Origin of the sequence: Enterobacter cloacae complex sp.6700776, from assembly GCF_048284255.1 — a bacterium.
GTDB classification, from domain to species: domain Bacteria; phylum Pseudomonadota; class Gammaproteobacteria; order Enterobacterales; family Enterobacteriaceae; genus Enterobacter; species Enterobacter intestinihominis.
Genome location: NZ_JBLVYK010000003.1, coordinates 1 through 25,313, shown reverse-complemented (window position 1 = coordinate 25,313; position 25,313 = coordinate 1). Strand labels below are relative to the sequence as shown.

18 protein-coding genes, 3 tRNA genes and 1 pseudogene are annotated in these 25,313 nt (G+C 55.8%); 13 read left to right on the top strand and 9 right to left on the bottom strand.

Going from position 1 to position 25,313, the window contains the following annotated elements:
* Positions 1-41 precede the first annotated feature (41 nt).
* The 3 genes from ACNQ0T_RS06300 to ACNQ0T_RS06290 all read left to right on the top strand — a co-directional run bounded on the left by ACNQ0T_RS06300 (position 42) and on the right by ACNQ0T_RS06290 (position 2,601).
* Positions 42-971, top strand: a complete 930-nt coding sequence (locus ACNQ0T_RS06300; RefSeq protein ID WP_022648603.1) for a LysR substrate-binding domain-containing protein — start codon at positions 42-44, stop codon at positions 969-971.
* Positions 972-1,190: 219 nt separating this feature from the next.
* Positions 1,191-1,253, top strand: coding sequence for a membrane protein YoeI (gene yoeI / locus ACNQ0T_RS06295; RefSeq protein ID WP_099458931.1), 63 nt, complete (start codon positions 1,191-1,193; stop codon positions 1,251-1,253).
* Positions 1,243-2,601, top strand: a complete 1,359-nt coding sequence (locus ACNQ0T_RS06290) for an APC family permease (RefSeq protein ID WP_022648602.1) — start codon at positions 1,243-1,245, stop codon at positions 2,599-2,601. The genes yoeI and ACNQ0T_RS06290 overlap by 11 nt, the downstream gene beginning before the upstream one ends.
* Before the next feature lie 130 nt (positions 2,602-2,731).
* Here ACNQ0T_RS06290 and sbcB read toward each other — a convergent pair whose 3' ends face one another.
* Entirely contained in the window at positions 2,732-4,168 is a 1,437-nt protein-coding gene (gene sbcB, locus ACNQ0T_RS06285; RefSeq protein ID WP_417929780.1) for an exodeoxyribonuclease I, read from the bottom strand.
* A gap of 191 nt (positions 4,169-4,359) precedes the next feature.
* Between sbcB and dacD the strand changes: the two genes are divergently transcribed.
* The 4 genes from dacD to ACNQ0T_RS06265 all read left to right on the top strand — a co-directional run bounded on the left by dacD (position 4,360) and on the right by ACNQ0T_RS06265 (position 7,757).
* Positions 4,360-5,532: a serine-type D-Ala-D-Ala carboxypeptidase DacD gene (dacD, locus tag ACNQ0T_RS06280; RefSeq protein ID WP_139153368.1), complete on the top strand. Its 1,173-nt coding sequence runs from the start codon at positions 4,360-4,362 to the stop codon at positions 5,530-5,532.
* 118 nt (positions 5,533-5,650) lie between these two features.
* Entirely contained in the window at positions 5,651-6,124 is a 474-nt protein-coding gene (gene sbmC / locus ACNQ0T_RS06275; protein ID WP_022648599.1) for a DNA gyrase inhibitor SbmC, read from the top strand.
* A 91-nt stretch (positions 6,125-6,215) separates the two neighbouring features.
* Positions 6,216-7,274: an FUSC family protein gene (locus tag ACNQ0T_RS06270; protein ID WP_022648598.1), complete on the top strand. Its 1,059-nt coding sequence runs from the start codon at positions 6,216-6,218 to the stop codon at positions 7,272-7,274.
* Between the two features lie 147 nt (positions 7,275-7,421).
* Positions 7,422-7,757 (top strand): DUF496 family protein, encoded by a 336-nt coding sequence (locus tag ACNQ0T_RS06265; protein WP_000450410.1) that lies wholly within the window; start codon positions 7,422-7,424, stop codon positions 7,755-7,757.
* A 136-nt stretch (positions 7,758-7,893) separates the two neighbouring features.
* Here ACNQ0T_RS06265 and ACNQ0T_RS06260 read toward each other — a convergent pair.
* Positions 7,894-7,969 (bottom strand) — tRNA-Asn (locus tag ACNQ0T_RS06260).
* A 162-nt stretch (positions 7,970-8,131) separates the two neighbouring features.
* Here ACNQ0T_RS06260 and emmdR point away from each other — a divergent pair.
* Together emmdR and ACNQ0T_RS06250 are read left to right on the top strand one after the other, a co-directional pair.
* Positions 8,132-9,615 (top strand): annotated as a pseudogene (emmdR, locus tag ACNQ0T_RS06255) (multidrug efflux MATE transporter EmmdR).
* Between the two features lie 103 nt (positions 9,616-9,718).
* Positions 9,719-9,794, top strand: a tRNA-Asn gene (locus tag ACNQ0T_RS06250).
* A 143-nt stretch (positions 9,795-9,937) separates the two neighbouring features.
* Here the strand turns inward: ACNQ0T_RS06250 and ACNQ0T_RS06245 are convergent.
* The 3 genes from ACNQ0T_RS06245 to shiA all read right to left on the bottom strand — a co-directional run bounded on the left by ACNQ0T_RS06245 (position 9,938) and on the right by shiA (position 14,573).
* Positions 9,938-11,710 (bottom strand): aminopeptidase P family protein, encoded by a 1,773-nt coding sequence (locus ACNQ0T_RS06245; protein WP_046619212.1) that lies wholly within the window; start codon positions 11,708-11,710, stop codon positions 9,938-9,940.
* Positions 11,711-11,725: 15 nt separating this feature from the next.
* Positions 11,726-13,180, bottom strand: coding sequence for an AMP nucleosidase (locus ACNQ0T_RS06240; RefSeq protein WP_022648595.1), 1,455 nt, complete (start codon positions 13,178-13,180; stop codon positions 11,726-11,728).
* A 76-nt stretch (positions 13,181-13,256) separates the two neighbouring features.
* On the bottom strand, positions 13,257-14,573 hold the full coding sequence (gene shiA, locus ACNQ0T_RS06235) for a shikimate transporter (RefSeq protein ID WP_017383305.1): 1,317 nt from the start codon (positions 14,571-14,573) through the stop codon (positions 13,257-13,259).
* Between the two features lie 256 nt (positions 14,574-14,829).
* On the opposite strand from shiA, the gene pagP reads away from it, so the two are divergent.
* Positions 14,830-15,405, top strand: a complete 576-nt coding sequence (pagP, locus tag ACNQ0T_RS06230; protein WP_023300518.1) for a lipid IV(A) palmitoyltransferase PagP — start codon at positions 14,830-14,832, stop codon at positions 15,403-15,405.
* Here pagP and ACNQ0T_RS06225 read toward each other — a convergent pair.
* The 3 genes from ACNQ0T_RS06225 to ACNQ0T_RS06215 are packed head-to-tail and all read right to left on the bottom strand — an operon-like array spanning position 15,402 to position 20,511.
* Positions 15,402-16,325: an acyltransferase gene (locus ACNQ0T_RS06225; protein WP_161956935.1), complete on the bottom strand. Its 924-nt coding sequence runs from the start codon at positions 16,323-16,325 to the stop codon at positions 15,402-15,404. The genes pagP and ACNQ0T_RS06225 overlap by 4 nt on opposite strands.
* Positions 16,326-16,363: 38 nt before the next feature.
* On the bottom strand, positions 16,364-19,426 hold the full coding sequence (locus tag ACNQ0T_RS06220; RefSeq protein ID WP_150311909.1) for an efflux RND transporter permease subunit: 3,063 nt from the start codon (positions 19,424-19,426) through the stop codon (positions 16,364-16,366).
* Positions 19,426-20,511, bottom strand: coding sequence for an efflux RND transporter periplasmic adaptor subunit (locus tag ACNQ0T_RS06215; protein ID WP_023300515.1), 1,086 nt, complete (start codon positions 20,509-20,511; stop codon positions 19,426-19,428). The genes ACNQ0T_RS06220 and ACNQ0T_RS06215 overlap by 1 nt, the downstream gene beginning before the upstream one ends.
* Before the next feature lie 472 nt (positions 20,512-20,983).
* On the opposite strand from ACNQ0T_RS06215, the gene ACNQ0T_RS06210 reads away from it, so the two are divergent.
* From ACNQ0T_RS06210 to ldtA, 3 genes are all read left to right on the top strand, one after another.
* On the top strand, positions 20,984-21,415 hold the full coding sequence (locus tag ACNQ0T_RS06210; protein ID WP_023300514.1) for a universal stress protein: 432 nt from the start codon (positions 20,984-20,986) through the stop codon (positions 21,413-21,415).
* 47 nt (positions 21,416-21,462) lie between these two features.
* Positions 21,463-24,156, top strand: coding sequence for a cation-transporting P-type ATPase (locus tag ACNQ0T_RS06205; protein ID WP_038416342.1), 2,694 nt, complete (start codon positions 21,463-21,465; stop codon positions 24,154-24,156).
* A gap of 62 nt (positions 24,157-24,218) precedes the next feature.
* Positions 24,219-25,151 carry a L,D-transpeptidase gene (gene ldtA / locus ACNQ0T_RS06200; RefSeq protein WP_155025686.1) on the top strand — a complete coding sequence of 311 codons (933 nt, stop codon included), beginning with the start codon at positions 24,219-24,221 and terminating at the stop codon, positions 25,149-25,151.
* Positions 25,152-25,234: 83 nt separating this feature from the next.
* Here the strand turns inward: ldtA and ACNQ0T_RS06195 are convergent.
* A tRNA-Asn gene (locus ACNQ0T_RS06195) sits at positions 25,235-25,310 on the bottom strand.
* Positions 25,311-25,313 lie beyond the last annotated feature (3 nt).

Below are 25,313 nucleotides of genomic sequence, written 5' to 3'. Positions count from 1 at the left end.
TTGCGCCGGCGGAGGCCATCGCACACCGCAAGGGGGCGAAGATGAAACCGTTGCTGGATGTTCTTGTTATTCTGGATGCGCTGGAAAAAGAGGGGAGCTTTGCCGCCGCCTCGGCGAAGCTCTATAAAACCCCTTCGGCTCTGAGCTACACCGTGCAAAAGCTCGAGAGCGATCTTAATATTCAAATCCTTGACCGCACTGGCCATCGCGCGCGTTTCACCCGTACTGGGCAGATGCTGCTGGAAAAAGGGCGTGACGTGCTGCATACGGTTCGCGAGCTGGAAAAACAGGCCGTCAAACTTCATCAGGGCTGGGAAAATGAGCTAGTGATTGGGGTTGATGATACTTTCCCTTTTTCGCTGCTTACCCCGCTTATTGAGGCGTTCTATCAGCGCCATAGCGTCACGCGGCTGGTTTTTATCAACGGCGTGCTGGGCGGCTCGTGGGACGCCTTAACGCAGGGCAGGGCGGATATCATCGTTGGAGCGCTGCATGAGCCTCCTCAACTGAGTGAATTTGGTTTCGCCCGGCTGGGCGTTCTGGAGCAGATCTTTGCCGTTGCGCCTCACCACCCGCTGGCGAATGAACCGGAGCCTGTTTCAAGACGCGTCATTAAAAACCATCGCGCCATTGTGGTGGGAGACAGCTCCCGCCCCGAGTGCGGCATTTCATCGCAGCTTCTGGATGAGCAGGAGGCCATCACCGTTTTTGATTTTAAAACCAAGCTGGAACTGCAAATAAGCGGCCTGGGGTGCGGCTACCTTCCCCGTTATTTAGCACAGCGCTTTATTGAAAGCGGCGCGCTGGTGGAAAAACAGGTTTTAGCGCAGAGCAGTAACGAATCGGTATGGGTGGGCTGGAATGAACAGACCGCCGGGCTTGCCAGCGCCTGGTGGCGAGACGAAATTTTAGCAAATAGTGCTATCGCGACAGTTTACACTCAGGCAGATGATGGGAAATCAACCAGTTAGTAAAATTAATTTATGGGCAGGTTTCTCAATGTATTGCCTTTTGTATCTGGAATAGGGCAAAATGCCGCCGCTGCAAACAAATGAATAATCGACGATATAAAAGGCGTCGGTTATTTTTTTTTGCATGTACGAAACGAAACTAAAAACCAAGAGGCCGGGCTTCGTACCGGATAGATATTTACTAAAATCCGACAGTTGTTGTCGCTGAGGAAGAAAGAAATGGGGCAATTTTTCGCTTACGTGGCGGTTATCACCGTAAAGGAGAATAACTATGTCGCATAACGCAACTCCAAACACCTCTCGCGTGGAATTACGTAAAACGCTTACGTTGATTCCGGTTGTTATGATGGGCCTTGCCTATATGCAACCGATGACGCTGTTCGATACATTCGGTATCGTATCAGGCCTCACTGACGGTCACGTTGCAACGGCGTACGCCTTTGCACTGGTCGCCATTCTCTTTACAGCGCTGAGCTACGGTAAACTGGTTCGCCGTTTCCCGTCCGCAGGCTCTGCGTACACCTATGCTCAGAAATCCATTAGCCCGGCTGTTGGCTTTATGGTGGGCTGGTCATCACTGCTGGACTACCTGTTCATGCCGATGATCAACATTCTGCTGGCAAAAATTTACTTCGAAGCGCTGGTGCCTTCCGTACCGTCGTGGATCTTCGTTGTGGCGCTGGTGGCCTTTATGACCATCTCTAACCTGCGCAGCATCAAGACCGTGGCTAACTTCAACACCCTGATCGTGATCCTTCAGATGGGGATTGTTGCGGTTATCGTTGGGCTGATCATCTACGGCGTTTCCCACGGTGAGGGCGCAGGTACGCTGACCAGCACCCGTCCGTTCTGGTCTGAAGGTGCGCACGTTGTGCCGATGATCACCGGGGCGACTATCCTGTGCTTCTCGTTCCTGGGCTTCGACGGTATCTCTTCTCTGTCTGAAGAGACCAAAGACGCTGAGCGCGTGATCCCGAAAGCGATTTTCCTGACCGCGCTGATTGGCGGCCTGATCTTCATCGGTGCGTCTTATTTCTTACAGCTGTACTTCCCGGATATCTCTCGCTTTAAAGATCCGGATGCATCGCAGCCTGAAATCATGCTGTACGTGGCGGGTAAAACCTTCCAGTGGGGCGTGCTGATCTTCTCCAGCGTCACCGTACTGGCATCCGGTATGGCAGCGCACGCGGGCGTTTCTCGTCTGATGTACGTGATGGGCCGTGACGGTGTGTTCCCAACTCGCTTCTTTGGTTACGTGCATCCGAAATGGCGTACCCCGGCGTGGAACGTGCTGCTGGTGGGCGCAATTGCCCTGCTGGCAATCAAGTTCGACCTGGTAACGGCCACTGCGCTGATTAACTTTGGTGCGCTGGTGGCGTTCACCTTCGTTAACCTCTCCGTGATTTCGCAGTTCTGGATCCGTGAGAAGCGCAACAAGACGCTGAAGGACCACATCAACTATCTGGTGCTGCCAGTGTGTGGTGCCCTGACGGTGGGCGCCCTGTGGATCAACCTGGAAGAGAGCTCAATGGTTCTGGGTCTGATCTGGGGTGCAATCGGTCTGATTTACCTGGCTTGCGTAACGAAGAGCTTCCGCAACCCGGTTCCTCAGTACGAAGACGTCGCGTAAGACTGTGTCGGGTGGCGGCTTCGCCTTACCCGACCTACGGACTTCTACACCGTAGGCCCGCGTAAGCGAAGCGCCACCGGGCAAAAAAAAAAGCCGGAGACATCGCCTCCGGCTTTTTTGTACCCGCTACTCAGACAATTTCTTGCGCGTACTGGAACAGCGCTTTCAGCAGCGCCTGTTTCTCAGCATTCCCTTCATACTGGCCGTAAAGCATCTCCAGCTCCTGGGCATAGCTATTAAGAAACTCCGGTGTAAACACGTTGCGCCGATGCTGTAACCAGCGCTCCTGCTCTGCTTCATCCAGCGAGCCGGGATAGTTGCGCGCACGGTAGTTAAACATCAGCTTCTCAATACGCTTATCTGCGAAGGTGATATCCAGCGCGGGCAGGTTACGCGGGTCGGTTTGCAGCACGATGTTCATCGCCGCGCGATCGGCATCGCTAAAGAAGCCGTTATAAAGCTGCGCATCCACATTCTCAGACGGCACGAACGGCTCTGCTTCGGCAAAAATGGCGACGACTTTCTCGCGCACCTGCGGGTTGTCGCGCAGCACTTTCAGGTTATCGAGGCAGTGCTGACGGTTAATCCCCAGCCGGTCGGCGTCTTCCGGGCGCAGCGTGTTGGCCTGCGCAAGCACCGGGCATTTATTGATGTGCACCAGTTTTACCGGTACGGCTGGCAGGTCACCCAGCGCCTCTTTCGGCGTATAAAGCCGTTCACGTAAGGTGTCGCTGTCGAGCTCAAGCAGCGGCGAGATATCCCCGGCAAGATCCACCATGATGACGGCGTTACGGTTGTCTGGATGCCAGGCAAGCGGTGCCACCCAGCTTGTGTTCCCGCGCCACGCGCCAAACATCCCTGAAATGTGCACCAGCGGTTTCATCTGCGGCACGTCAATCAGCGTCATCAGCTTTTGCTTGCTGCGATGGCTCAGCAGATACTCAAACAGGCGCGGCTGCGCGGTTTTTACGAGCTTCGCCATAGCGATGGTCGCGTAGACGTCTGCCATCGCGTCGTGGGCGTTGCTGTGCTCGATGCCGTTGGCCCGCGTCAGGTGCTCGAGCTTGAAGCTCGGCAAGCCGTCGTCGTTCTCCGGCCAGTTAATTCCCTCCGGGCGCAGCGCATAGCAGGCGCGCATAATATCCAGCAAATCCCAGCGCGAATTGCGGTTCTGCCAGCTCCAGGCATACGGATCGTAGAAGTTGCGGTAGAAGATATTGCGCGTCACTTCATCGTCAAAACGGATGTTGTTGTAACCCACCACGCAGGTATTGGGCACCGTGAACAGGTCGTGGATGCGACGGGCAAATTCTGCTTCGCTAACGCCTTTATCCCGCGCTTCCTGAGGGGTGATGCCCGTCACCATCACCGCGCCCGGCTGCGGCAGATAGTCATCGGCGGGTTTACAGTAAAACACCTCGGGTTCGCCGATGACGTTAAATTCGTCATCGGTTCGGATAGCCGCAAACTGCGCCGGTCGGTCCAGCGCCGGATGGGTGCCAAAGGTTTCGTAATCGTGGAACAAAAAAGTCGGGCGCGCGGCAGAGTCAGACACCAGTAATCTCATCCTGTTAAAAATTGACGTCTCTATGGTAAACGATTGGGGTGAGCAGTCCGAATAAAAAGCACCTTCAGGCAAGAAATTTGCGAGATTTGTTCCGAAAAAATCTGCGTGCTGTCACATTTTTTTGCAATTAAGGCAGGTAACGACATCAGAACTCCCGTAAAAAGGTCATCGATTTTTACTGACCTGAGGATATACCGTTGAAACGCCGTCTGTTTATTGCTGTTTCTTTACTCGCTTCGAGTATTTCATCCGCGCTGGCTGCCGAGCCGCTGGATTTTTCACCTCAGCCGCCTGCCATCCAGGCAGGATCCTGGGTATTGATGGATTACACCACGGGTCAAATCTTAACGGCGGGCAACGAACATCAGCAGCGTAATCCGGCGAGCCTGACCAAACTGATGACGGGGTACGTTGTCGATCGTGCCATTGATAGCCACCGCATCAGCCCCGATGACATTGTGACGGTCGGACGTGACGCCTGGGCAAAAGGCAATCCGGTCTTTGACGGTTCGTCTCTGATGTTTCTGAAGCAGGGCGATCGGGTTTCTGTGCGCGATCTCAGCCGCGGCCTGATTGTTGATTCCGGCAATGACGCCTGCGTGGCGCTGGCGGATCACGTGGCGGGCGGTCAGCCGCAGTTCGTCAGGATGATGAATGACTACGTTGAAAAGCTGAACCTGCGCGATACCCACTTCGAAACCGTACACGGGCTGGATGCACCGGGTCAGCACAGCTCCGCTTACGATCTCGCCGTGCTTTCCCGGGCCATCATCCACGGCGAGCCTGAGTTCTACCACATGTACAGCGAGAAGAGTCTGACCTGGAACGGCATCACTCAGCAGAACCGCAACGGCCTGCTGTGGGATAAGACCATGAACGTGGATGGTCTGAAAACGGGACACACCTCGGGCGCGGGCTTTAACCTGATCGCCTCCGCAGTGGACGGTCAGCGTCGACTGATTGCGGTGGTGATGGGGGCAGACAGCCCGAAAGGACGTGAAGATCAGGCGCGCAAGCTGCTCCACTGGGGACAGCAAAATTTCGATACGGTGCAGATCCTGCATAACGGCAAAAAAGTGGGAACCGAACGCATCTGGTATGGCGATAAAGAGCAGATCGCGCTGGGCACGGATCAGGATTTCTGGCTGGCATTACCCAAAACGGAAGTGCCGAACATCAAGGCGAAATATGTAATGGATAAAAAAGAGCTGGAAGCGCCGATCGCCGCGCATCAGCGGGTAGGGGAGATCCAGCTGTACGATCGTGACAAGGTGGTAGCGCACTGGCCATTGGTTACGCTGGAGCGCGTTGAAAAGGGCGGCCTTTTCTCCCGCCTCGGCGATTATCTGCATCATAAACTCTAACCTTTTCGGGCAGACTGGCAGTGTTGCGAGTCTGCTCACATAATAAACACTCCTGGTTTGCCGATAATCTCGATTCTGCTTTATAGTGTATATATATACAGTAAAAAACGGAGGCAGCATGGACTACAGCATCAGGCAGCAACAGAAACGTACGATCGCTGGCTTTCATCTCGTGGGACCGTGGGAAAAGACGGTCAAGCAGGGATTTGAACAGCTGGTCATGTGGGTAGATGGACGACATATTCAGCCGCAGGAGTGGGTGGCCGTTTATTATGACAATCCGGATGACGTGCCGGCAGAAAAGCTTCGCTGCGTTACCGCCGTAACGGTAGCGGACGATTTCACTATCCCTGATAACAGCGAAGGGGTAATGCTGACCGAAATTGCTGCCGGAGAGTATGCTATTGCCGCCGCGCGCGTCGAAAATCATGATTTCGCTACCCCGTGGTATCAGTTCTTCAACTCCCTGCTGGAAGACAGCAAATTCCAGATTGCGCCAAAACCCTGCTTCGAACGCTATCTGAACGATGGCAATGCTGACGGCTACTGGGATATTGAGATGTTTGTACCGGTAGAGCACAAAGTGGGATAATCCTGCGAAACGCAGGGTTTTTCAGCCGGGCGCGATCCACCCGGCTGAAAACACAGTACAATTGTGGTTTGCCGTAAAGCTGGAGACGGGTGTGCGCCCCGACAAGTCATTAACCCCTTTTGAAATTCGGTTATACAAACATTATCGCGTGGTGCACGGTTGCCGCATTGCGCTGGCGTTTGTGCTGACCTTCGTACTGGTTCGTTTGCTGGATATCCCGGAAGGAACGTGGCCGCTGATCACGCTGGTGGTGGTGATGGGGCCGATCTCATTCTGGGGGAACGTGGTCCCTCGCGCTTTCGAACGCATAGGTGGTACCGTTTTAGGCTCGGCGCTTGGGCTTATCGCCCTGAAGCTGGAGCTAATTTCATTTCCGTTCATGTTGCTGTGGTGCGCAGTGGCGATGTTTCTTTGCGGATGGCTGGCCCTCGGCAAGAAACCGTATCAGGCGTTGCTGATTGGCATTACGCTCGCGGTAGTGGTCGGCGCACCGGCGGGCGATATGACCACCGCATTGTGGCGAAGCGGGGACGTGATCCTCGGCTCGTTGCTCGCCATGCTGTTTACCGGCATCTGGCCGCAGCGCGCCTTCCTGCACTGGCGCATTCAGATGGCAAACTACGTCACGGCATTTAACCGGGTTTACCAGGCCGGGTTTTCGCCGAATCTGATTGAGCGTCCGCGGCTGGAAAAGCACCTGCAAAAAATCCTTAATGATGTGGTCAAAATGCGCGGGTTAATTACCCCGGCAAGCAAAGAGACGCATATCCAGAAAGCCATTTTTGAAGCCATTCAAACGGTCAGCCGTAATCTGGTCTGTATGCTTGAACTGCAAATCAATGCCCACTGGGCCTCACGCCCCAGCCATCTTCTGATGCTCAACGCGCATACGCTGAAAGAGACGCAGCAGATGACGCAACAAACCCTGCTGACCATCGCTCATGCACTTTACGAAGGTAACCCACAGCCGATACGGGCGAACAGCGAGCGGCTGAATGACATCGTCATCGAGCTCAAACAGCTGATGAATGAGCGTCAGGGCGACAATGTGTCGGAAACGCCCATCCACGGCTATGTCTGGCTGAGTATGGAGCTGGCGCGACAGCTGGAGTTGTTATCGCAGCTGATTTGCCGGGCACTGCGCAAATAAAAAGCGTATGTGATGCCTGCTGCTTCGATTCAGCAACAATTAGGGTTATGATGGTTTTAAACGATATACTCATTGTCATTCGCAGCCGCTGTCTGTTAAAACGGTTGCTTTAACGAATCCGAATCTCACATTATCAGGGGTGTAAAAATGGAAACTACCAAGCCTTCGTTCCAGGATGTTCTGGAGTTCGTCCGCCTGTTCCGCCGCAAAAACAAGCTACAGCGCGAAATCCAGGACGTAGAGAAGAAGATCCGTGACAACCAGAAACGTGTCCTGCTGCTGGACAACCTGAGCGACTACATCAAGCCAGGTATGAGCGTTGAAGCCATTCAGGGCATCATCGCCAGCATGAAGAGCGATTATGAAGATCGCGTTGATGACTACATCATCAAAAACGCTGAGCTGTCCAAAGAGCGTCGCGACATCTCCAAAAAGCTGAAAGTGATGGGCGAAATCAAAAACGTCGACGCTAAAGGCGAGTAATCGCTCACTCTGTTGCCCGGTGGCGCTGCGCTTACCGGGCCTACAGGACCCTAGGTCGGGTAAGCGTAGCGCCACCCGACAATTTACGTGGCGCAGAAAAGCATAAAGCCTGCTCTAAAAGCAGGCTTTTTTAATTTGGCTCCTCTGACTGGACTCGAACCAGTGACATACGGATTAACAGTCCGCCGTTCTACCGACTGAACTACAGAGGAATCGTTGTGGAGGCTTATCTTAGCGGCGAAAAAACTTTTGTCAAACCTGATCGCAGGCAAAAGTGATTGTTTGATGATTCTGTCGTCATTTTGTTGTAAATCCAAACATAATTTTTCTGGAAAATACTTTGCAGGATACGCATTTCTGCCCCATCATTTGAAATGGAGTTTCAACTTTCTCGTTAAGGCCCATTTTGAACGTCACCGCACCCCTGCGCCAGGCGATTATGCGCACGCCCTGGTATGCAAAACGTAAGAGTTATCGAGTTCTGTTCTGGCGTGAAATCACCCCCCTTGCTGTGCCTATTTTCCTGGAGAATACCTGCGTCCTGTTGATGGGGGTGTTAAGCACCTTCCTGGTGAGCTGGCTCGGTAAAGAAGCCATGGCCGGGGTAGGGCTGGCGGACAGTTTCAACATGGTTGTGATGTCCTTCTTTGCCGCTATCGATCTCGGTACAACGGTAGTGGTGGCGTTTAGTCTTGGGAAACTTGATCCAAAACGCGCCCGGGAGGCGGCCAGACAGTCGCTGATGATCATGACCCTCTTTTCGATCATCCTGGCGGCGGTTATCCATTATTACGGCAAAGAAATTATCGACATCGTCGCGGGTGAAGCGACAGGTGAAGTGAAGGATCTGGCGCTCACCTATCTGGAAATGACGGTGCTGAGCTATCCTGCGGCTGCCATCGCGCTGATTGGTAGTGGTGCGCTTCGTGGCGCAGGGAATACCAAAATTCCGCTGCTAATAAATGGCGGCATGAACATCCTGAACATCATTATCAGCAGTGTTTTGATTTACGGTGTCTTTTCCTGGGAGGGGCTGGGCTTTGTCGGCGCGGGATTAGGGTTGACCATTTCCCGTTATATTGGTGCGGCGGCGATAATCGGCGTGCTGATGGCGGGAATTACGCCATCGCTGCGCCTGACGCTGAAAAGCTATTTCCGTCCGCTTAACTTCGCCATTATCTGGGAAGTGATGGGGATCGGTATTCCGGCCAGCATCGAATCCGTGTTGTTTAACGGTGGGAAACTGCTGACGCAGATGTTTGTTGCCGGGATGGGAACAGACGTCATCGCCGGCAACTTTATTGCTTTCTCCATCGCCTCGCTCATTAACCTGCCCGGAAACGCACTGGGATCGGCGTCGACGATCATCACCGGCAGACGCCTCGGAAAGGGGCAGATAGGGCAGGCGGAACGGCAGCTTCGGCATGTCTTCTGGCTTTCAACCATTGGACTGACGGCGATTGCGTGGGGAACTGCGCCTTTAGCCGGGCTAATGGCCTCGTTCTATACGCATGAAAATGACGTGAAAGAGGTCGTGAAGGTGCTGATTTGGCTCAACGCGGCGTTTATGCCAATTTGGGCCGCGTCCTGGGTACTTCCTGCCGGGCTGAAAGGGGCGCGCGATGCCCGGTTTGCGATGTGGGTCTCCATGCTCGGCATGTGGGGCTGCCGCGTCGTGGCGGGCTACACGCTGGGGGTAATGTTAGGTATGGGCGTTGTCGGCGTCTGGCTGGGGATGTTCCTTGACTGGGCCGTGCGCGGGGCGCTGTTCTACTGGCGCATGGTGAGCGGACGCTGGCTGTGGAAATATCCGCGAAAAAAACCGGAGCAGGAGGTTTCGGAAACGGCAAGTGCCTGACAAATGTGCGAAGTGGAGAATAAATCGGCAAACGATTGAAAATCTGCATTCACCCTTTGACATCCTCAGGGCGCATCGATAATATGCGCCCCGTTCACACGATTCCTCTGTAGTTCAGTCGGTAGAACGGCGGACTGTTAATCCGTATGTCACTGGTTCGAGTCCAGTCAGAGGAGCCAAATTTGAAAAGCCTGCTTTTATAGCAGGCTTTTTGCTTTTCTGCGTTCAGTAAAATTGTCGGGTGGCGCTCCGCTTACCCGACCTACAAAAACATCGAATCGTAGGCCGGGTAAGGCGAAGCCACCACCCGGCAAAAGCCGCACTACCGGTTCACACGTATTGGCGCCGTTGCCTCCACCAGCCACGGCCGCGCATCGCTGTCCACCCGGGGTGAAAGCGCCTCTCGTACCTGCTGGTGGTACTCATCCAGCCACTGTTTTTCTGACTCGCTCAACAGATGCAGCTCCACCTGGCTTAAATCGATTGGGATCAGCGTCAGCGAGGCAAACTTACAAAATCCCGGACGGCTTTCGACAATCTCCACCTGGTTTTCAATGCGAATACCGTGGCTATCGCCCAGGTAGTAACCCGGCTCAATGGTCATAATATTGCCCGCCACCAGCGGCCACGGGTTGACCTTTTGCGCAAAACGGTGCGGGTTCTCGTGGATCAGAAGCTGATGCCCTACGCCATGCCCGGTGCCGTGGTCGTAATCCAGTCCCAACTCCCACAGCGGACGGCGCGCAAAGGCATCCAGCTGGTGCCCCTGAGTGCCGGACGGGAACTGAAGGGTAATCAGCGACAGGAAGCCTTTAAGCACTGCGGTGTAGTGCAAACGCTGCTGTGGATCGACCTTTCCCCAGGCCAGTGTACGCGTCGCGTCCGTGGTGCCGTTGCGGTACTGCCCCCCGGAATCATTCAGGTAAAAGTGGTCGTGGCCGATGGGCTTGTTGCTGGCCTCGCTTGAGTGGTAATGGCACATCGCCGCGTTACTCGCGGAAGCGGAAATGGTGGCGAAACTCGGCTCGACAAAGCCAGGCTGTTGCAGGCGGAACGCAAGCTGTTTCGCCTGCACGTCAAGCTCGGTCAGCGGCATTCCCGACGCGGCCCGCTGAGGAACTTCCCGGCTCAGCCAGGCCAGGAAATTCACCCATGCCGCACCGTCCTGGTGATGACATTCACGATAGCCCGCCAGCTCCACCGGGTTTTTCGTAGCTTTCATCAGGGTGATCGGGTCGGTCTGCCAGATAATTTCCCCCTGAGGTTCAACCGCAAAGCGTAACGCCACCGGTGCGGAATCGGGATCGATCATGACCCGCTTACCCTGCGCAAGCTGCCTACAGCGCGGGATAAAGGCTTCCTGAGGCGCAATCGTGAAGGCGTTCCGCACGGCATCCGGCAGCGCATTCAGCTTGCTGTCATCCACAAACCATTCCACCGCACCCTCGCGGCTCAGCAGGGCAAACGACAGAGGCACCGGGCAAAAGGGGATATCTGAGCCCCGCACGTTCAGCAGCCAGGCGATATTGTCCGGCAGGGTAACGGCCAGATAATCCGCGCGGTGCTCTGCCAGCACGGCGGCGGCGCGCTGGCGTTTGGCGGCGCTGCTTTCGCCGCTGATGTCTACAGGCATCTCGCGGATAAGCCCTGCGGGGGCGGCAGGGCGGTCAACCCAGAGGGTATCGAACGGAGAGCGCGCGAGCGGTACCAATTCGCACGGCGTGGCCGAGAGCCGCGTAAACTCTGCATTGGTCATCAGCAGCGCATCAAAGCCGATGCGCGTGCCGGCCGCAACATTTTTCGCCAGCCACTCGGCCAGCGGCTCGTTGTGCAGATGGTGGATCTCCACCTCGTCGAGATTGACCTGTACGCGGGCCTGAATCTGATAGCGTCCGTCAACAAACAGCAGCGCTCTGTCTTTCAGTACCAGCGCCAGCCCCGCCGAGCCGTCAAAGCCCGTCAGCCAGGCCAGCTTTGCATCATACGGTGCGCAAGATTCGCTCTGCCAGGCATCGGCGCGCGGCACAATCATCCCGTCGAGCTGATTGTCCTGTAGCCACTGGCGCAGGGCCGTAAGCGGTGATGTGGTGTGCATATTGTGTCCTTAGTATCACCTAAACGGTGGCTCATTGAAGGTGCGCAGCTTACGGGAATGCAGTTTGTCGCCCTCTGCACGCAGTAAATCGATGGCGCGAATTCCAATCTGAAGGTGCTCTGAGATCGCCCCTTCGTAGAAACGGTTCGCCTGACCCGGCAGTTTGATCTCGCCGTGCAGCGGTTTATCGGACACGCACAGCAGCGTGCCGTACGGGACGCGGAAGCGGTAGCCCTGCGCGGCAATGGTGGCGCTTTCCATATCGATCGCGACCGCACGGCTGAGATTGAAACGCAGGGCGGAGGCGGAATAGCGAAGCTCCCAGTTACGATCGTCGGTGGTGACGACCGTACCGGTACGCAGGCGCTGCTTCACCTCTTCACCCGGCATGCCGCTCACCTCTTTGGTGGCGTCGTACAGGGCGCGCTGTACTTCCGCAATACTCGGGATAGGAATGTCCGGCGGCAGAACCGCGTCAAGGACATGGTCGTCACGCAGATAAGCGTGGGCGAGGACATAATCACCAATCAGCTGGCTTTCACGCAGGCCGCCGCAGTGGCCGATCATCAGCCAGACGTCCGGGCGCAGAACCGCCAGATGGTCGCAGATGGTTTTCGCATTCGACGGGCCAACGCCGATGTTAATCAACGTAATGCCCTGACCGTCGGCGGTAACCAGGTGCCAGGCGGGCATCTGGTGCTTTTTCCACGCCAGGTCGGAGATGGCCTCTTCCGGTGCTTCGGTTTCGGCGGTGATCCAGATCCCGCCCGCGCAGGAGAGAGCGATGTAAGGGCTGTCCGGGTCAAGGATCTGGCTACAGCCCCAGCGGACAAATTCGTCTACATAGCGGGTGTAGTTGGTAAACAGTACGAACGGCTGGAAATGTTCGGCTGGGGTGCCGGTGTAGTGGCGCAGGCGTGCCAGCGAAAAATCGACACGGCGGGCATCAAAGTGAGACAGCGGTGAAAACTCTGCCGGGTGATAGATCCCGTCCGCCGTCTCATCGCCAATCTGCGACAGCTCAGTGGTCGGGAAATGGCGGGTCAACCCCGCGCTCATGGAGCGATCCAGCGTCAGCGCTGAGCCGTCTATCACGTACGGGTAAGGGATCTCGTGCAGGGACGGTTCAACGCTGATATGCGCGCCGTAATCCTGATACAGCAGGGTAAGCTGCTCTTCCAGGTAGGGGCGGAACAGCGCAGGACGCGTGATGGTCGTGCTGTAACAGCCGGAGTGGGTGAAACGCGCATAGGCGCGGGTTTTCGGATTGCTGCTGGCGCTGCCGTCCCAGGTGACAGAGAGCGATGGATAAACAAAAAGGCCCTGGGTTCTGGCCTTTTCATCGGGAAGTTTCCCTGTTTCGATATAGTCACTGATGGCGCTGCGCAGTGCATTGACGGACTGTTCATACAGCGCGTCGAGTTTTTCCAGCGCCTGAGCCGGGGTCAGGCTGGAGCCCTTATTATTCATGTCTGTCTCCTTGTTCCACAGGTGTGCGGCTATAACCGATAGTATGTCACACGCCTGTGAAACAAAAGTGAGGAGATCAGCTGTGCGCGGTTTCCTTCATCAACAGGGCGGTGGCAGCAGAAAGCAGGCAACCTGCCAGCAGATAAATCGCCACGCTATGCCAGTTCCCGCCGGAGAACGTCACCAGCGCGGCGGCGATAAACGGCGTAAACCCGCCGCCGACCACGCTCGCCACCTGATATCCCACGCCCGCGCCGCTGTAGCGGTAGCTTGCGCCAAACAGCTCGGTAAACATCGGCTGCTGCACGCAGACCACCATATCGTGAGCGATGTTCGCGAGCATGATCGCGAAGAAGACAATCCAGAAGACCGACTGGGCCTCCAGCGCCATAAAGAACGGCCAGGCGCTGAGTGTGCCGATGAGCGCCCCGGTGATATACACCCGTCGACGGCCAAAGCGATCCGCCAGCCAGGCGAAGCAGGGGATGGTCAGGCAGCTGATCCCGCCCACCACCAGGCCAATGTTCAGGAACAATTCCCGCGGCAGACCGAGGTTTTGCGTGGAGTAGTTGAGGGCGAAGGCGGTGACGATATACATCGTCAGCAGTTCGCACAGGCGCAGGGCGATAATTTTCAGAAAAGCGCCAGGGTGCTGCACCAGCGCTTCCATCACCGGCAGCCGTTTTTTCGCGACCGGTTTTTCGCGTTGCTGCCGCTCAAACTCAGCCGACTCTTCCATGCCGTTACGGATCCACAGGGCCACCACGACCAGCACAATGCTGAAGATAAACGGAATACGCCAGCCCCAGCTCAGGAACTGCTCGTCTGTCGTGAGCTGGCTTATGAGCGACACCAGGCCCGTGGAGAGCAGCAGACCCACGCCATAACCTACCTGCACGCCGCTGCTGTAGAACGCTTTCTTATTCTTCGGCGCGCTTTCCACGGACAGCAGTGCCGCGCCGCCCCATTCGCCGCCGACGGCAAAGCCCTGAATGGCGCGAAGCGTCACCAGCAACACCGGGGCCCACCAGCCAATCGATGCAAAGGAGGGCAAAATACCGATCAGCGCGGTGGCAATGCCCATCATCCAGACGGTGAGCATCAGCATGCGCTTACGGCCAAGGCGATCGCCGAAGTGGCCGAAAATTATCCCGCCCAGCGGACGAAACAGAAAACCGACGCCGAAGGTGGCAAACGCAGCAAGCGTGCCCATGGCGGGGCTGATCTGAGGAAAGAATTCACGGTTAAAGACCAGCGCAGCGGTAATACCGTAGAGCAGAAAGTCATACCAGTCGACGACGGCGCCTGCGAAGCTACCTAAAGCGGCGCGGCGGGCGCGGTTAAGCGAAGGTGTCTCCTCGTTGCGGCGAGCGGAGATGAGGGTGGAGTCCATAGTTGTCCTGTCTGTACTGATTTTTAATTATTGGTATAAGAAAAGGTCACTCACGTTGCAGCCGTCATATTGACGGAACGTATGAGACTACCGCGACAGACGGCCTGAGAAAACGTTTTTATCTTTCCTGAAAGCGCAGAATCAATAAATTTCATCTTATCGGGTCCCAATATAAATCAGCCTGTTTGGCTCCGGTTATGGCTGAATGGTTTACAGTAATAATGATCGCTGTGTGACGTAAGCTGAGGGAATAACGATGCAACGCCTCTTTCCTGCACTCTGGGTAGTCCTGTTTTTGGTGGCTTCGCCGCTGCATGCGGAGCCAAAAGTCTACGGCGAACAGCGCATCCACCGCTGGTGGGATGCGGTAACAGACGATATTTCCCAGACATGGGAGCAGCCAGATCGTTACGATCTCTACCTGCCGTTTCTGAGCTGGCATGCCCGCTTTATGTATGACAAAGAGAAAACGGATAACTACAACGAAATGCCGTGGGGCGGCGGACTGGGCGTTTCTCGCTACAACGACGAGGGCAACTGGAGCGCGCTCTTTGCCATGATGTTTAAAGATTCACATAACGAGTGGCAGCCCGCGATGGGCTACGGCTGGGAAAAGGGCTGGTATCTGGATAACGCAAAAGATTTCCGTCTGGGGCTGGGGGCCGCCGCGGGGATCACCGCGCGCGACGATTTTGCTAACTATGTCCCGCTGCCGTTTATCTTCCCGCTTTTCTCTGCCGGATATAAGCGCGTCACCGTCCAGTTCACCTATATTCCCGGAACCTACAACAACGGCAACGTGCTGTTTGCCTGGCTGCGCCTGGGCTTTTAAAGGGTGATCACTTTTTTGGCCACTGCGTTGGACAGAATCAGCAGCGAAAACAGGACCGACGTAACAAAGGTGAGCACAATCAGAGCAAGTTTGGTGCTCAGGGACGTTACCGGAATGAGCGCCGTCAACAGGTGAAACACCGAGTAGTGCATGATATAGACCCCGGTCATCGTTTTGCTAATGGCGGCCAGCACGGACTCTTTAAACTCCGCATTGCGGCGAAAACGAACGCCGTTGGCCGCAATCACCAAGGCAATAATCAGGATGTAGATTTGCGATCCGGTGAGGATAAAGGCGTTTCTGTCCGCTTTAAATAGCGCAAAAAAGAAATGCCGTTCGTAAAACCACGTGAAGAGATAGATAAACGGTATGGCAATTACCGCTGCCCTGACCACATTTTTGCGGCCGATCCACGCCGCAATCTGCGGATCGCAAAAGAGCTGCCCCGTCAGATAAAACAGCAGCCACGTCCACAGGCGATACTGCGGCGACAATGAAAGCACGTGGACATCAGGATAGAGGGCTGACAGCAAATCGTACCCGTATGAGAAAAGCAGCAGGGTGGCAATCACCCCGCAAAACAGCGTTCGCCGCTGGCTGAGCCACTCCACCGCCGGATGAAAAGTGTAAATCACGACAAACGCGAACACGAACCAGGGCTGGATCAGATATCCGCGCTGATAGGGCTCCCACAGGTAGTAAATGGTTACCCAGAACAGAAAGACGATCACCAGGCTTTTGATCTTATCCAGCTGCCAGCGCGTGCCGTGTCGGGATTGCCCATCCAGATACCCTGCAACCACAAAAAACAACGGCGTGGCGATGGTCGAAATGAAGGTTAAAAAACCGAGGATCCAGTGATAGTCATAATCGTAATGGTCCCAGGTGTTGTAGATGGTGAAGAAGGTGACCGCCGTCATACAGCCCAGCGTCTTGATGATGTTCAGCCCTGTCGCATTCATTGTTGTTCAGCTTCGTCCTTACGATGAAAACACGCGTAAATTACGGGGAGTACCAGCAGCGTCAGGATTGTAGCAAACCCAAGCCCAAACATAATCACAACGGCCATGCTCTGGAAGAACACATCCAGCAGCAGGGGGGCGAGGCCAAGCACGGTCGTAAAGGCGGTGAGCAGGATGGGACGCAGGCGCGACGTGGCGGCGTAAACGATCGCACTGTGCTGATCCTGCTGCGCTTTCTGCTGCTCTATCTCTTCCACCAGCACAATGCCGTTGCGGATCAGCATCCCGCTCAGGCTCAGCAGGCCAATCAGTGCCATAAAGCCAAAGGGGATCCCGGTAAGTAAAAAACCGGGCGTAACGCCGATCAGCGCCAGCGGCACGGTCAGCCAGATAGCGACGGCGTTTTTCACCGAACTGAACATCAGCACCGTGATCACAAACATCACCAGATACCCGAGCGGCAGCGTGGTAAATAGCCCCTGCTGCGCTTCGCTGGAGTTCTCCGCGTCCCCGCCCCATTCGATGCTGTAGCCGTGGGGCAGAGGCAGGGCATCTATTTGCGGCTTCACGCGGGCGAGAATATCGCCGGATGTTTGCTGGCTTAGCGGGTCAGGGTCGGTCTGCACGGTCAGCACGCGCGAGCGGTCGCGACGCAGGATCAGCGGATCTTCCCACTCCAGCGCGAAGCCGCTGACGACGTTGCTCAGCGGAATATACTGCTGACGGGTCTGGCTCCATACCAGGACGTTATTCAGGTGATTGGCGTCCAGCCGTTCACTTTCCGGCGGGCGCACCACCACGGGTAACAGGTCGCTTCCTTCTCTGTACAGTCCCGCCCGGCTGCCGGAGAAATTCATCTCCAGGGCGTTATCGACGTCCTGCTTATCCACGCCAAGCTCACGTCCCAGCGCGGTGACGTACTGCGGGCGGATCACTTTGCTGCGGTTTTGCCAGTCGTTCCTGACGCTGTCCGTCGCCGGATCGCGCGTAAGAATGTTGTCTACCTGGCTGGCGATCAGACGCAGCCTGTCCGGATCGGGGCCCTTAATACGTATTTCAATGGCGCTGTCACCGGAGGGGCCAAACATCACCCGTTTCGTGCTGGCATTAACCTGCGGGTAGTTCCGTGCGATGTACTCATCAACGTGGCGGGTCAGGGCGGGGATGTTACGCTGGTCGTCCATTCTCACCATGATTTGTGCATAGTTGCTGTACTGCCGCTGTCCGCTGTAGGTCAAAATAAATCGCATACTTCCCTGACCAATCGTCGAGACCGTAGTTTCCACGCCAGGCTGACCGTTAATGGTTTTCTCGATATCACCGGTCATCTTCTCGGTCCAGTTAATGTCGGTCCCGTAAGGAAGCCAGAGGTCGACAAAGAAAATTGGCGTACTGGATGAGGGGAAGAAGTTCTGCCGCACCGAGCCAAAGCCCCAGATGGCGGCAGCCAGCAGTGCGGCCATCACCATCAGCGTTGGCGCTTTACGCCGTAACAGCGCGTTGAGCACCGCCTGATAGATCCGATAGATGCGTTTGTCGTAGGGATCCGTTTTGTCGGCGTCTGGCGGTGCAGCGTCATGTTTAAACAGCCACCATTTAATCAGCACCGGCGTAATGGTGAGGGCTGAGAACCAGCTCAGCATCAGTGAAATCAACAGCACCTGAAACAGCGACTTACAGTATTCGCCAGTGGAATCCTGCGACAGCCCGACGGGCGCAAAAGCCAGGATGGCGATGACCGTCGCACCCAGCAGCGGCAGCGCAGAGCGGCGAATTATAGCGTTAATGGCGTTAAGCAGGGGCGAGCCCTGCTGCCGGGCTATCAGTACCCCTTCGACAACCACAATGGCGTTATCGACCAGCATACTGAGGGCGATGATCAGCGCCCCCAGTGAAATACGCTGTAGTTCTATGCCCCAGAGATACATGATCAGCAGCGTGCCCAGCACGTTGAGCGCGAGGGAAAAGGCGATAATGAGCCCGCTGCGTAAGCCCATAAAGATCAGCAACACACCGACGACAATCGCCAGCGCCATCAGGAAATTAATGATAAATCCGTTGACGGAATGCCCGACCTCCGCCGCCTGATCGTAAAACAGGTCGATATGGATACCTGCCGGTTTCTCGGCTGACATCTGCTCAAGCTTCGCCTCCAGGGCATGTCCCACGTCGATCACGTTAACGCCGGGTATAAAGGAGACGCCCATGGTGACGGCTTTTCTGCCGTTGGCATGGTAGATGCTGGCAGGGGACGCATCCAGCCCGCGTGACAGGGTGGCAATATCCCGTAAACGGGTAGCCGCCCCAACGCCGGGCGGGGTCACTATGAGATCGGCCAGCTCGTCAATACTTTCGAATTCACCGGTAGGATGCAGACGAATTGACTCAGTACCGGAGGGGATCTCTCCCGCGCTGGAAACCACGTTCAGCCTGCTGAGCTGGGCAGAAAGCTGGTTAAGCGTAATCCCGCGCGCGGCCATTTTGCTCAGAGAAATGTCCACGTTAATCTGCTGGGTGAGGGCTCCGCCGATGGCCACTTTGCCCACGCCCGGCACGAGGACCAACTCCCGGCGCAGCTGCTCGGCATACCGCACCAGTTCCGGATTGCTGAATTCATCGCCGGAAATGGCAAAGAAAAAGCCGAACACATCGCCAAAATCGTCATTCACAAACGGGGTCACTACCCCCGGTGGAAACTGTCGGGCGGCATCTCCCACCCGGCGTCGCAGTTCATCCCAGATTTGCGGCAGCGCATTTGAGTGGTAGCGCGAGGCTATATTGACCGTGATCTGCGACAGGCCGCTGGAGGAGATGGAGCTGACGTTATCCAGGTAAGGTAACTGCTGAAGCGCGTTTTCCAGCGGCAGGGTGACCTCTTCCTCAACCTGCTGCGCCGACGCGCCCGGATAATGAGTGATTACCACCGCCGTTTTGATGGTAAACGCCGGATCTTCCAGTCTGCCGATGTTCAACAGGGCAATAATGCCACCTACGCCCAGCAGCAGAATAGTCAGCCAGACGCGAACCGGGTTGCTGATAAACTGACGAGAGATATCCATTACAGTCCCCGTTCACGCGTCCAGATACGTACCGGCTGGTTGGGATGTAACTCCCCAACGCCTGCGGCCACCACGCGTTCACCCGCCTTAAGCCCACCGACGATGACGACCCCCTCAGCGCTGACTTGCCCGACGCTGACCTTACGATCTTCCAGGTGCAACGTATCGCCTTCGCCCGTCACCACCCAGACGTGTGGCTCATTGCGCGGGCGGTTATCCGGGTTAAAGACCGCTTCAACCGGCACCACCAGCGCCTCACTGCCCACGCCCGCCGGTAGGTTGGTTAAATTGATGGTGACCGTTCCGCTGACGCCGCCCACGACGGGAAAATCATCCGGGCGGGGCATGGTTAAAATCACCTGCCAGGTCAATGTGTTGCTGTCGCTACTGCCTGAGTGCTCTTTGTACACAGCGGTAAACTCGCGACCGGGCAGGGCGTTGATCCTCACTACCGGTTTGTACTGCGCATTGCGGATATCGAAGGTGTTAAACAGGTTCTCTGGAAGGCTGAACACCACGTCCAGCAGGTCGGTACGGGTCAGGGTGACGACGGGCTGGCCGGCTGAGACGACCTGATGATTTCGCACATGTACGCTGGCCGCTGTCCCGCTAAAGGGGGCGACGAGCGTCATCTGGCTTAATTCCTCGCGAGCAATCTGTAGCGCGGCGTTTGCAGAATCGCGGTTTGCGCGCTGGACATCCATCTCGGCCTTCGACACGGCCTGGCGTCCTGCCAGGGTCTGGAAGCGGTCGAACTGCCGCTGAGCCAGGGTCGCCGCCGTTTGTCTGTCGTTCAGACGCTGCCGGGCTTCGCGATCGTTAAGACTGGCGAGCCGTTGCCCCTGTTTGACAACGGCACCCTGGCGAATGTCCAGAGTCTCAATCTGCCCGGCACGTTTGAACGCGAGATCGGTGGCGTCGCCGGATTCGATACGCGCGGGAAATACGCGCTGCTGCGCGTTGCCGGCCTTGACCACCTCTGTGACTTTTACCATTTTTGGCAGGGGTGCGGCGCGGTCGGGTTTGGGGTCGCACGCCGTCAGCAGCAATAAAACAGCAGGCAGAAGAGAGAGGTAGCGCTTCACAGTATTCCCCTGATAATAATTGTTTTATTTATTTCGTCATCAATGCTGGGGTGGCACTATTCCGCCAGGGCCGAGACGACCACATAGGTAAATAAACCGATTGCTGTGCTGGCGATAATGGCAAGCGCAATAAACAAACCAAGGCGAATCAGGCTTAAACCGTACATGCATTCCTCCATGAGGTTGAAGGTGGCGCGGGATAATGAGAATGAACGTGTTGCATGTCTGACTATGAGCATAGTCGGTGAATAAATAAATGTTAAATAACCATTATTAGTGGCGTGACATACTCAGGCGAAACAAGCGATACGATAGCGTATCCCCTTTGAATAACATCCTGATATTCCTGTGCTACGTTTAATAGCATCCATTCCTTTTTTCCGTAAAAGGCATTCACGCCTGTACCCATGGGTTTGATGCGATCTCTCCTGATTCACTCACTGTTGTGTTGGTTATAAAAAGGATGCTTGATATGTATAAAACGATTCTGGTGCCGGTGGATGTATACGAAACAGCGTTGTCTGATAAAGCGCTACAGCATGCCCAATTCCTGGCGCAAAGCGCATCGGGTAATGTCCATCTGCTGTACGTTATGCCAAAGTTCTCGGCGGAACTGACCCGCGGTTTTATTGCAGACGCGAGAAAGATGGATGAATATATGATTAATAATGCTAAAGAAAAACTGGCCGCGCTGGTAAAAAAAATCAGCCTGCCGGAAGCAAATGTCCATCTACATGTTCGCAGCGGGAATATACGTGATGAGGTAATCAAACTGGCGGATGAACTTAACGTCGGCGCGATTATTGTGGGGTCGCGCAATCCCAATATTCAAACCCATTTATTAGGGTCAGAGGCGGCGAGTATCGTTCGTTATGCACATGTTCCTGTTTTCGTTATTCGTTAATGACATGAAAGCAAGGTGATTTCTGAAAAGAACCCGAGGAAGGAACGATGATAACAGAAAAGCCTCACCATCCGTATTATCAACAGACCGTTGATGAAACCCTGACAAATATCCAATCCAGCCTGGACGGACTTACCAGTGCAGAAGCCACCGCCAGACTGGAAAAATACGGTGAAAATGCCTTACCGCAAAAACCGGGTAAACCTGGCTGGCTGCGCTTTCTGGCCCATTTCAACGATGTCCTTATTTACGTCCTTCTGGCGGCGGCGCTGCTGAAGCTGATAATGGGACACTGGGTGGATATGTTTGTCATTCTTGGGGTGGCCATCATCAACGCCCTGATTGGACATATTCAGGAGAGCAATGCGGAGAAATCGCTGCAAAGCATTCGTAATATGCTCTCCAGCGAGGCTGTGGTCATCCGGCAGGGCAACCATGAAACTATCCCGACGACAGCGCTGGTGCCGGGAGATATCGTGGTGATACGCGCCGGGGATCGCATTCCTGCCGACCTTCGCGTAATAGAGGCGCACAACCTGCGGGTGGAAGAAGCTATTCTTACCGGCGAATCCACGGTAGTGGAGAAAAGCAGCGATGCGCTCCACGGGGAGTTGCCGTTAGGCGACCGTTACAACCTGCTTTATTCTGGCACCACCGTCAGCTCCGGCGGGGGAAAAGGGCTGGTGGTGGCGACCGGGGGGGAGACCGAACTCGGCCATATCAACCAGATGATGTCGGACATTGAAAAACACCGTACCCCGCTGATGGTGCAAATGGACAAGCTCGGCAAGACCATTTTTATCACCATTCTGGTGATGATGCTGGCGCTGTTCGTTTTCAGTCTTATCTTCCGTGATATGCCCGTATCAGAGCTGGTGCTGTCGCTGATTAGCCTTGCGGTGGCGGCGGTGCCGGAAGGTTTACCGGCCATTATCTCTATCATCCTCTCGCTGGGCGTGCAGGCGATGGCGCGTCGCAAGGCGATTATTCGCAAGCTGCCTACCGTGGAAACGCTGGGGGCGATGACGGTGATCTGCTCGGATAAAACCGGCACCCTGACCATGAATGAGATGACGGTAAAAGCGGTGATTACCGCGGACACCACCTACCGCGTGGAGGGAGACAGCTACGAACCGGTGGGCAATATTCACCCTGTTGACGATCCAACACCGGTAACCGTGACCCAGGGGTCTGTGCTGGAGCGCTATCTGCGCACCGTCGATCTCTGTAATGACAGCCAGCTGATCAAAGATGAGCAGGGGCTGTGGAAAATCACCGGCGGGCCTACCGAAGGCGCGCTGAAGGTGCTGGCGGCAAAAATCCCGCTTCCGCCAATTGACGCCGAATTGCGCAGTAAAATCCCATTCGATTCGCAATATAAATACATGTCCACCCTTTATCGCCTGGGCGACGAAGAGGTGATGTTAATCACCGGTGCGCCGGACGTCCTTTTCCGTCTTTGCCAGCACCAGCAGACTCAAAACGGGCTGGAGCCATTCAACCTGCACTATTGGGAAGAGAAGATTGAAGAGTATGCGCGCGAAGGATTGCGCATGGTGGCTGCGGCCTGGAAACCGGCCGCCAGCGGGCAGCGCGAGCTGACGCATGCGGATCTGCAAGAGGGGGTCATACTGCTCGGCATTGCGGGCATGATGGATCCCCCGCGCCCGGAAGCCATTTCGGCCATTGCCGACTGCTTGCAGGCGGGCATTCGCGTGAAAATGATTACCGGGGATCATCCACAAACGGCGATGAGCATTGGTCAGATGCTGGGTATTGGCAACGCGGCGAGCGCCATTACCGGGCGCGAACTGGAGGCGATGGACGACCACCAGCTGAGCGAGGCGGCGCAAAAATACGATATCTTTGCCCGAACCAGCCCGGAAGATAAATTCCGTCTGGTGCAGGCGCTGCAAAGTAAGCAGGAAGTGGTCGGGATGACCGGGGACGGCGTGAACGATGCGCCTGCGCTGAAGCGGGCGGATGTCGGCATCGCGATGGGGATCAAAGGTACTGAAGTCACCAAAGAAGCCGCCGATATGGTGTTAACGGATGATAATTTTGCCACCATTGCCCGGGCGGTCCATGAAGGGCGTCGGGTCTACGACAACCTGAAAAAGACCATTCTGTTCGTTATCCCGAGCAACATCGCCCAGGCCCTGCTGATCATTATTGCCCTGCTGGCGGGGAACCTGATCCCGTTAACACCGGTACTGATCCTGTGGATGAACATGGCAACCTCGGCAACGCTGTCGTTTGGTCTGGCGTTTGAAGCGGGTGAGAAGGACATCATGAACCGGCCGCCGCGTAAGTCTAACCTGCACGTAATGGACGGTTACGCCATCTGGCGCGTGGTGTTTGTCGGCCTGATGATTGCCATCAGCGCCTTTGTGCTGGAGGCCTGGCTGCAACCGCGCGGTTACTCGGCGGAGTTCATCCGCACCGTGTTGCTGCAAACGCTGGTCACTGCCCAGTGGTTTTACATGCTCAACTGCCGCGTCACCGACGGCTTCTCCCTGAGTAAAGGTCTGCTGGCTAACAAGGGCATATGGATCGTGAGCGGCGTACTTCTGGCCCTTCAGCTTCTGATCGTTTATGCGCCGTTTATGCAGATGTTGTTCGGTACCGAAGCGCTGCCGTTCCGCTACTGGATCATTACCTTCCTGATCGGGTTCGCAATGTTCATGATTGTTGAAGCGGAAAAAGTCCTTACCCGGAGATGGCGCACGACGAAAGGATAACTGAATGAGTAGGCTAAGCCTGCCCACCGGCAGGCTTTCTCTTTGACCGAGTACAGAACACTATGATTCGATTTGCCGCGTTTGTTTTTACGCTTTGTATACTGGTTCCCGCTGCATCTGCTGTAACCTACCCACTCCCACCCGAGGGGAGCCGCCTGGTGGGAGCGCCGATAACTGTCACCGTACCTGAAGGCAATACCCTGCCGCTCGAAGCGTTTGCAGCGCAGCACGGGCAAGGGTTAAGCAATATGCTGGAAGCTAACCCGGGGGTAGATCCGTTTTTACCACGTGCCGGTACAGCGCTGGTGGTGCCGCAGCAGCTTATTCTGCCGCCAACGGTGCGTGAAGGGATTGTGGTGAACGTCGCGGAAATGCGTCTTTACTATTATCCACCCGGCAGCAACACGGTTGAGGTGCTGCCTATTGGCATCGGTCAGGCCGGGCGCGAAACGCCGCGTAACTGGGTAACCGCCGTTGAACGCAAGCAGGAAGGCCCAACCTGGTCACCCACGCCAAACACGCGACGTGCTTACGCGAAAGAGGGGAAAACGTTGCCCGCGTTCGTTCCCGCCGGGCCGGATAACCCGATGGGGCTGTATGCCCTTTATATCGGCAGGCTGTACGCGATCCACGGTACCAACTCAAATTTCGGCATTGGCCTGCGCGTCAGCCAGGGCTGCATTCGCCTGCGTAATAACGATATCAAATACCTGTTCGATAACGTTTCGGTGGGGACGCGGGTACAGCTTATCGATCAGCCCGTAAAAATGACCACCGAGCCGGATGGTAGCCGCTGGGTAGAGGTTCACGAGCCGCTTTCACGCAATCGCGCGGAATTTGAATCAACCCGAAAAGTGCCGCTGCCCATTTCGGCCGCGCAAAGGACGCAGCTGATAAGTGAAGGGGCGGGCGCTGAGCTGGAACGGCGGTCGGGGATGCCGGTGAGGCTTGCAATGCCCGGTGGCGTTGCGCTTTCCGGGCCTACAGGACCGTAGGTCGGATAAGCGGAGCGCCACCCGACAAAATTACCAAACGCAGAAAAGCAAAAAGCCTGCTTCAAAAGCAGGCTTTTCAAATTTGGCTCCTCTGACTGGACTCGAACCAGTGACATACGGATTAACAGTCCGCCGTTCTACCGACTGAACTACAGAGGAATC

What these genes read in the sequence shown, in the direction of transcription:
- ACNQ0T_RS06205 (WP_038416342.1), top strand. Translation starts at nt 21,463, where the DNA reads ATGATAACAGAAAAGCCTCACCATCCGTATTATCAACAGACCGTTGAT.
- sbmC (WP_022648599.1), top strand. Translation starts at nt 5,651, where the DNA reads ATGGACTACAGCATCAGGCAGCAACAGAAACGTACGATCGCTGGCTTT.
- ldtA (WP_155025686.1), top strand. Translation starts at nt 24,219, where the DNA reads ATGATTCGATTTGCCGCGTTTGTTTTTACGCTTTGTATACTGGTTCCC.
- shiA (WP_017383305.1), bottom strand. Translation starts at nt 14,573, where the DNA reads ATGGACTCCACCCTCATCTCCGCTCGCCGCAACGAGGAGACACCTTCG.
- ACNQ0T_RS06225 (WP_161956935.1), bottom strand. Translation starts at nt 16,325, where the DNA reads ATGACGGCGGTCACCTTCTTCACCATCTACAACACCTGGGACCATTAC.
- ACNQ0T_RS06220 (WP_150311909.1), bottom strand. Translation starts at nt 19,426, where the DNA reads ATGGATATCTCTCGTCAGTTTATCAGCAACCCGGTTCGCGTCTGGCTG.
- ACNQ0T_RS06210 (WP_023300514.1), top strand. Translation starts at nt 20,984, where the DNA reads ATGTATAAAACGATTCTGGTGCCGGTGGATGTATACGAAACAGCGTTG.
- ACNQ0T_RS06300 (WP_022648603.1), top strand. Translation starts at nt 42, where the DNA reads ATGAAACCGTTGCTGGATGTTCTTGTTATTCTGGATGCGCTGGAAAAA.
- ACNQ0T_RS06245 (WP_046619212.1), bottom strand. Translation starts at nt 11,710, where the DNA reads ATGCACACCACATCACCGCTTACGGCCCTGCGCCAGTGGCTACAGGAC.
- sbcB (WP_417929780.1), bottom strand. Translation starts at nt 4,168, where the DNA reads ATGAGATTACTGGTGTCTGACTCTGCCGCGCGCCCGACTTTTTTGTTC.
- pagP (WP_023300518.1), top strand. Translation starts at nt 14,830, where the DNA reads ATGCAACGCCTCTTTCCTGCACTCTGGGTAGTCCTGTTTTTGGTGGCT.
- ACNQ0T_RS06265 (WP_000450410.1), top strand. Translation starts at nt 7,422, where the DNA reads ATGGAAACTACCAAGCCTTCGTTCCAGGATGTTCTGGAGTTCGTCCGC.
- ACNQ0T_RS06290 (WP_022648602.1), top strand. Translation starts at nt 1,243, where the DNA reads ATGTCGCATAACGCAACTCCAAACACCTCTCGCGTGGAATTACGTAAA.
- ACNQ0T_RS06240 (WP_022648595.1), bottom strand. Translation starts at nt 13,180, where the DNA reads ATGAATAATAAGGGCTCCAGCCTGACCCCGGCTCAGGCGCTGGAAAAA.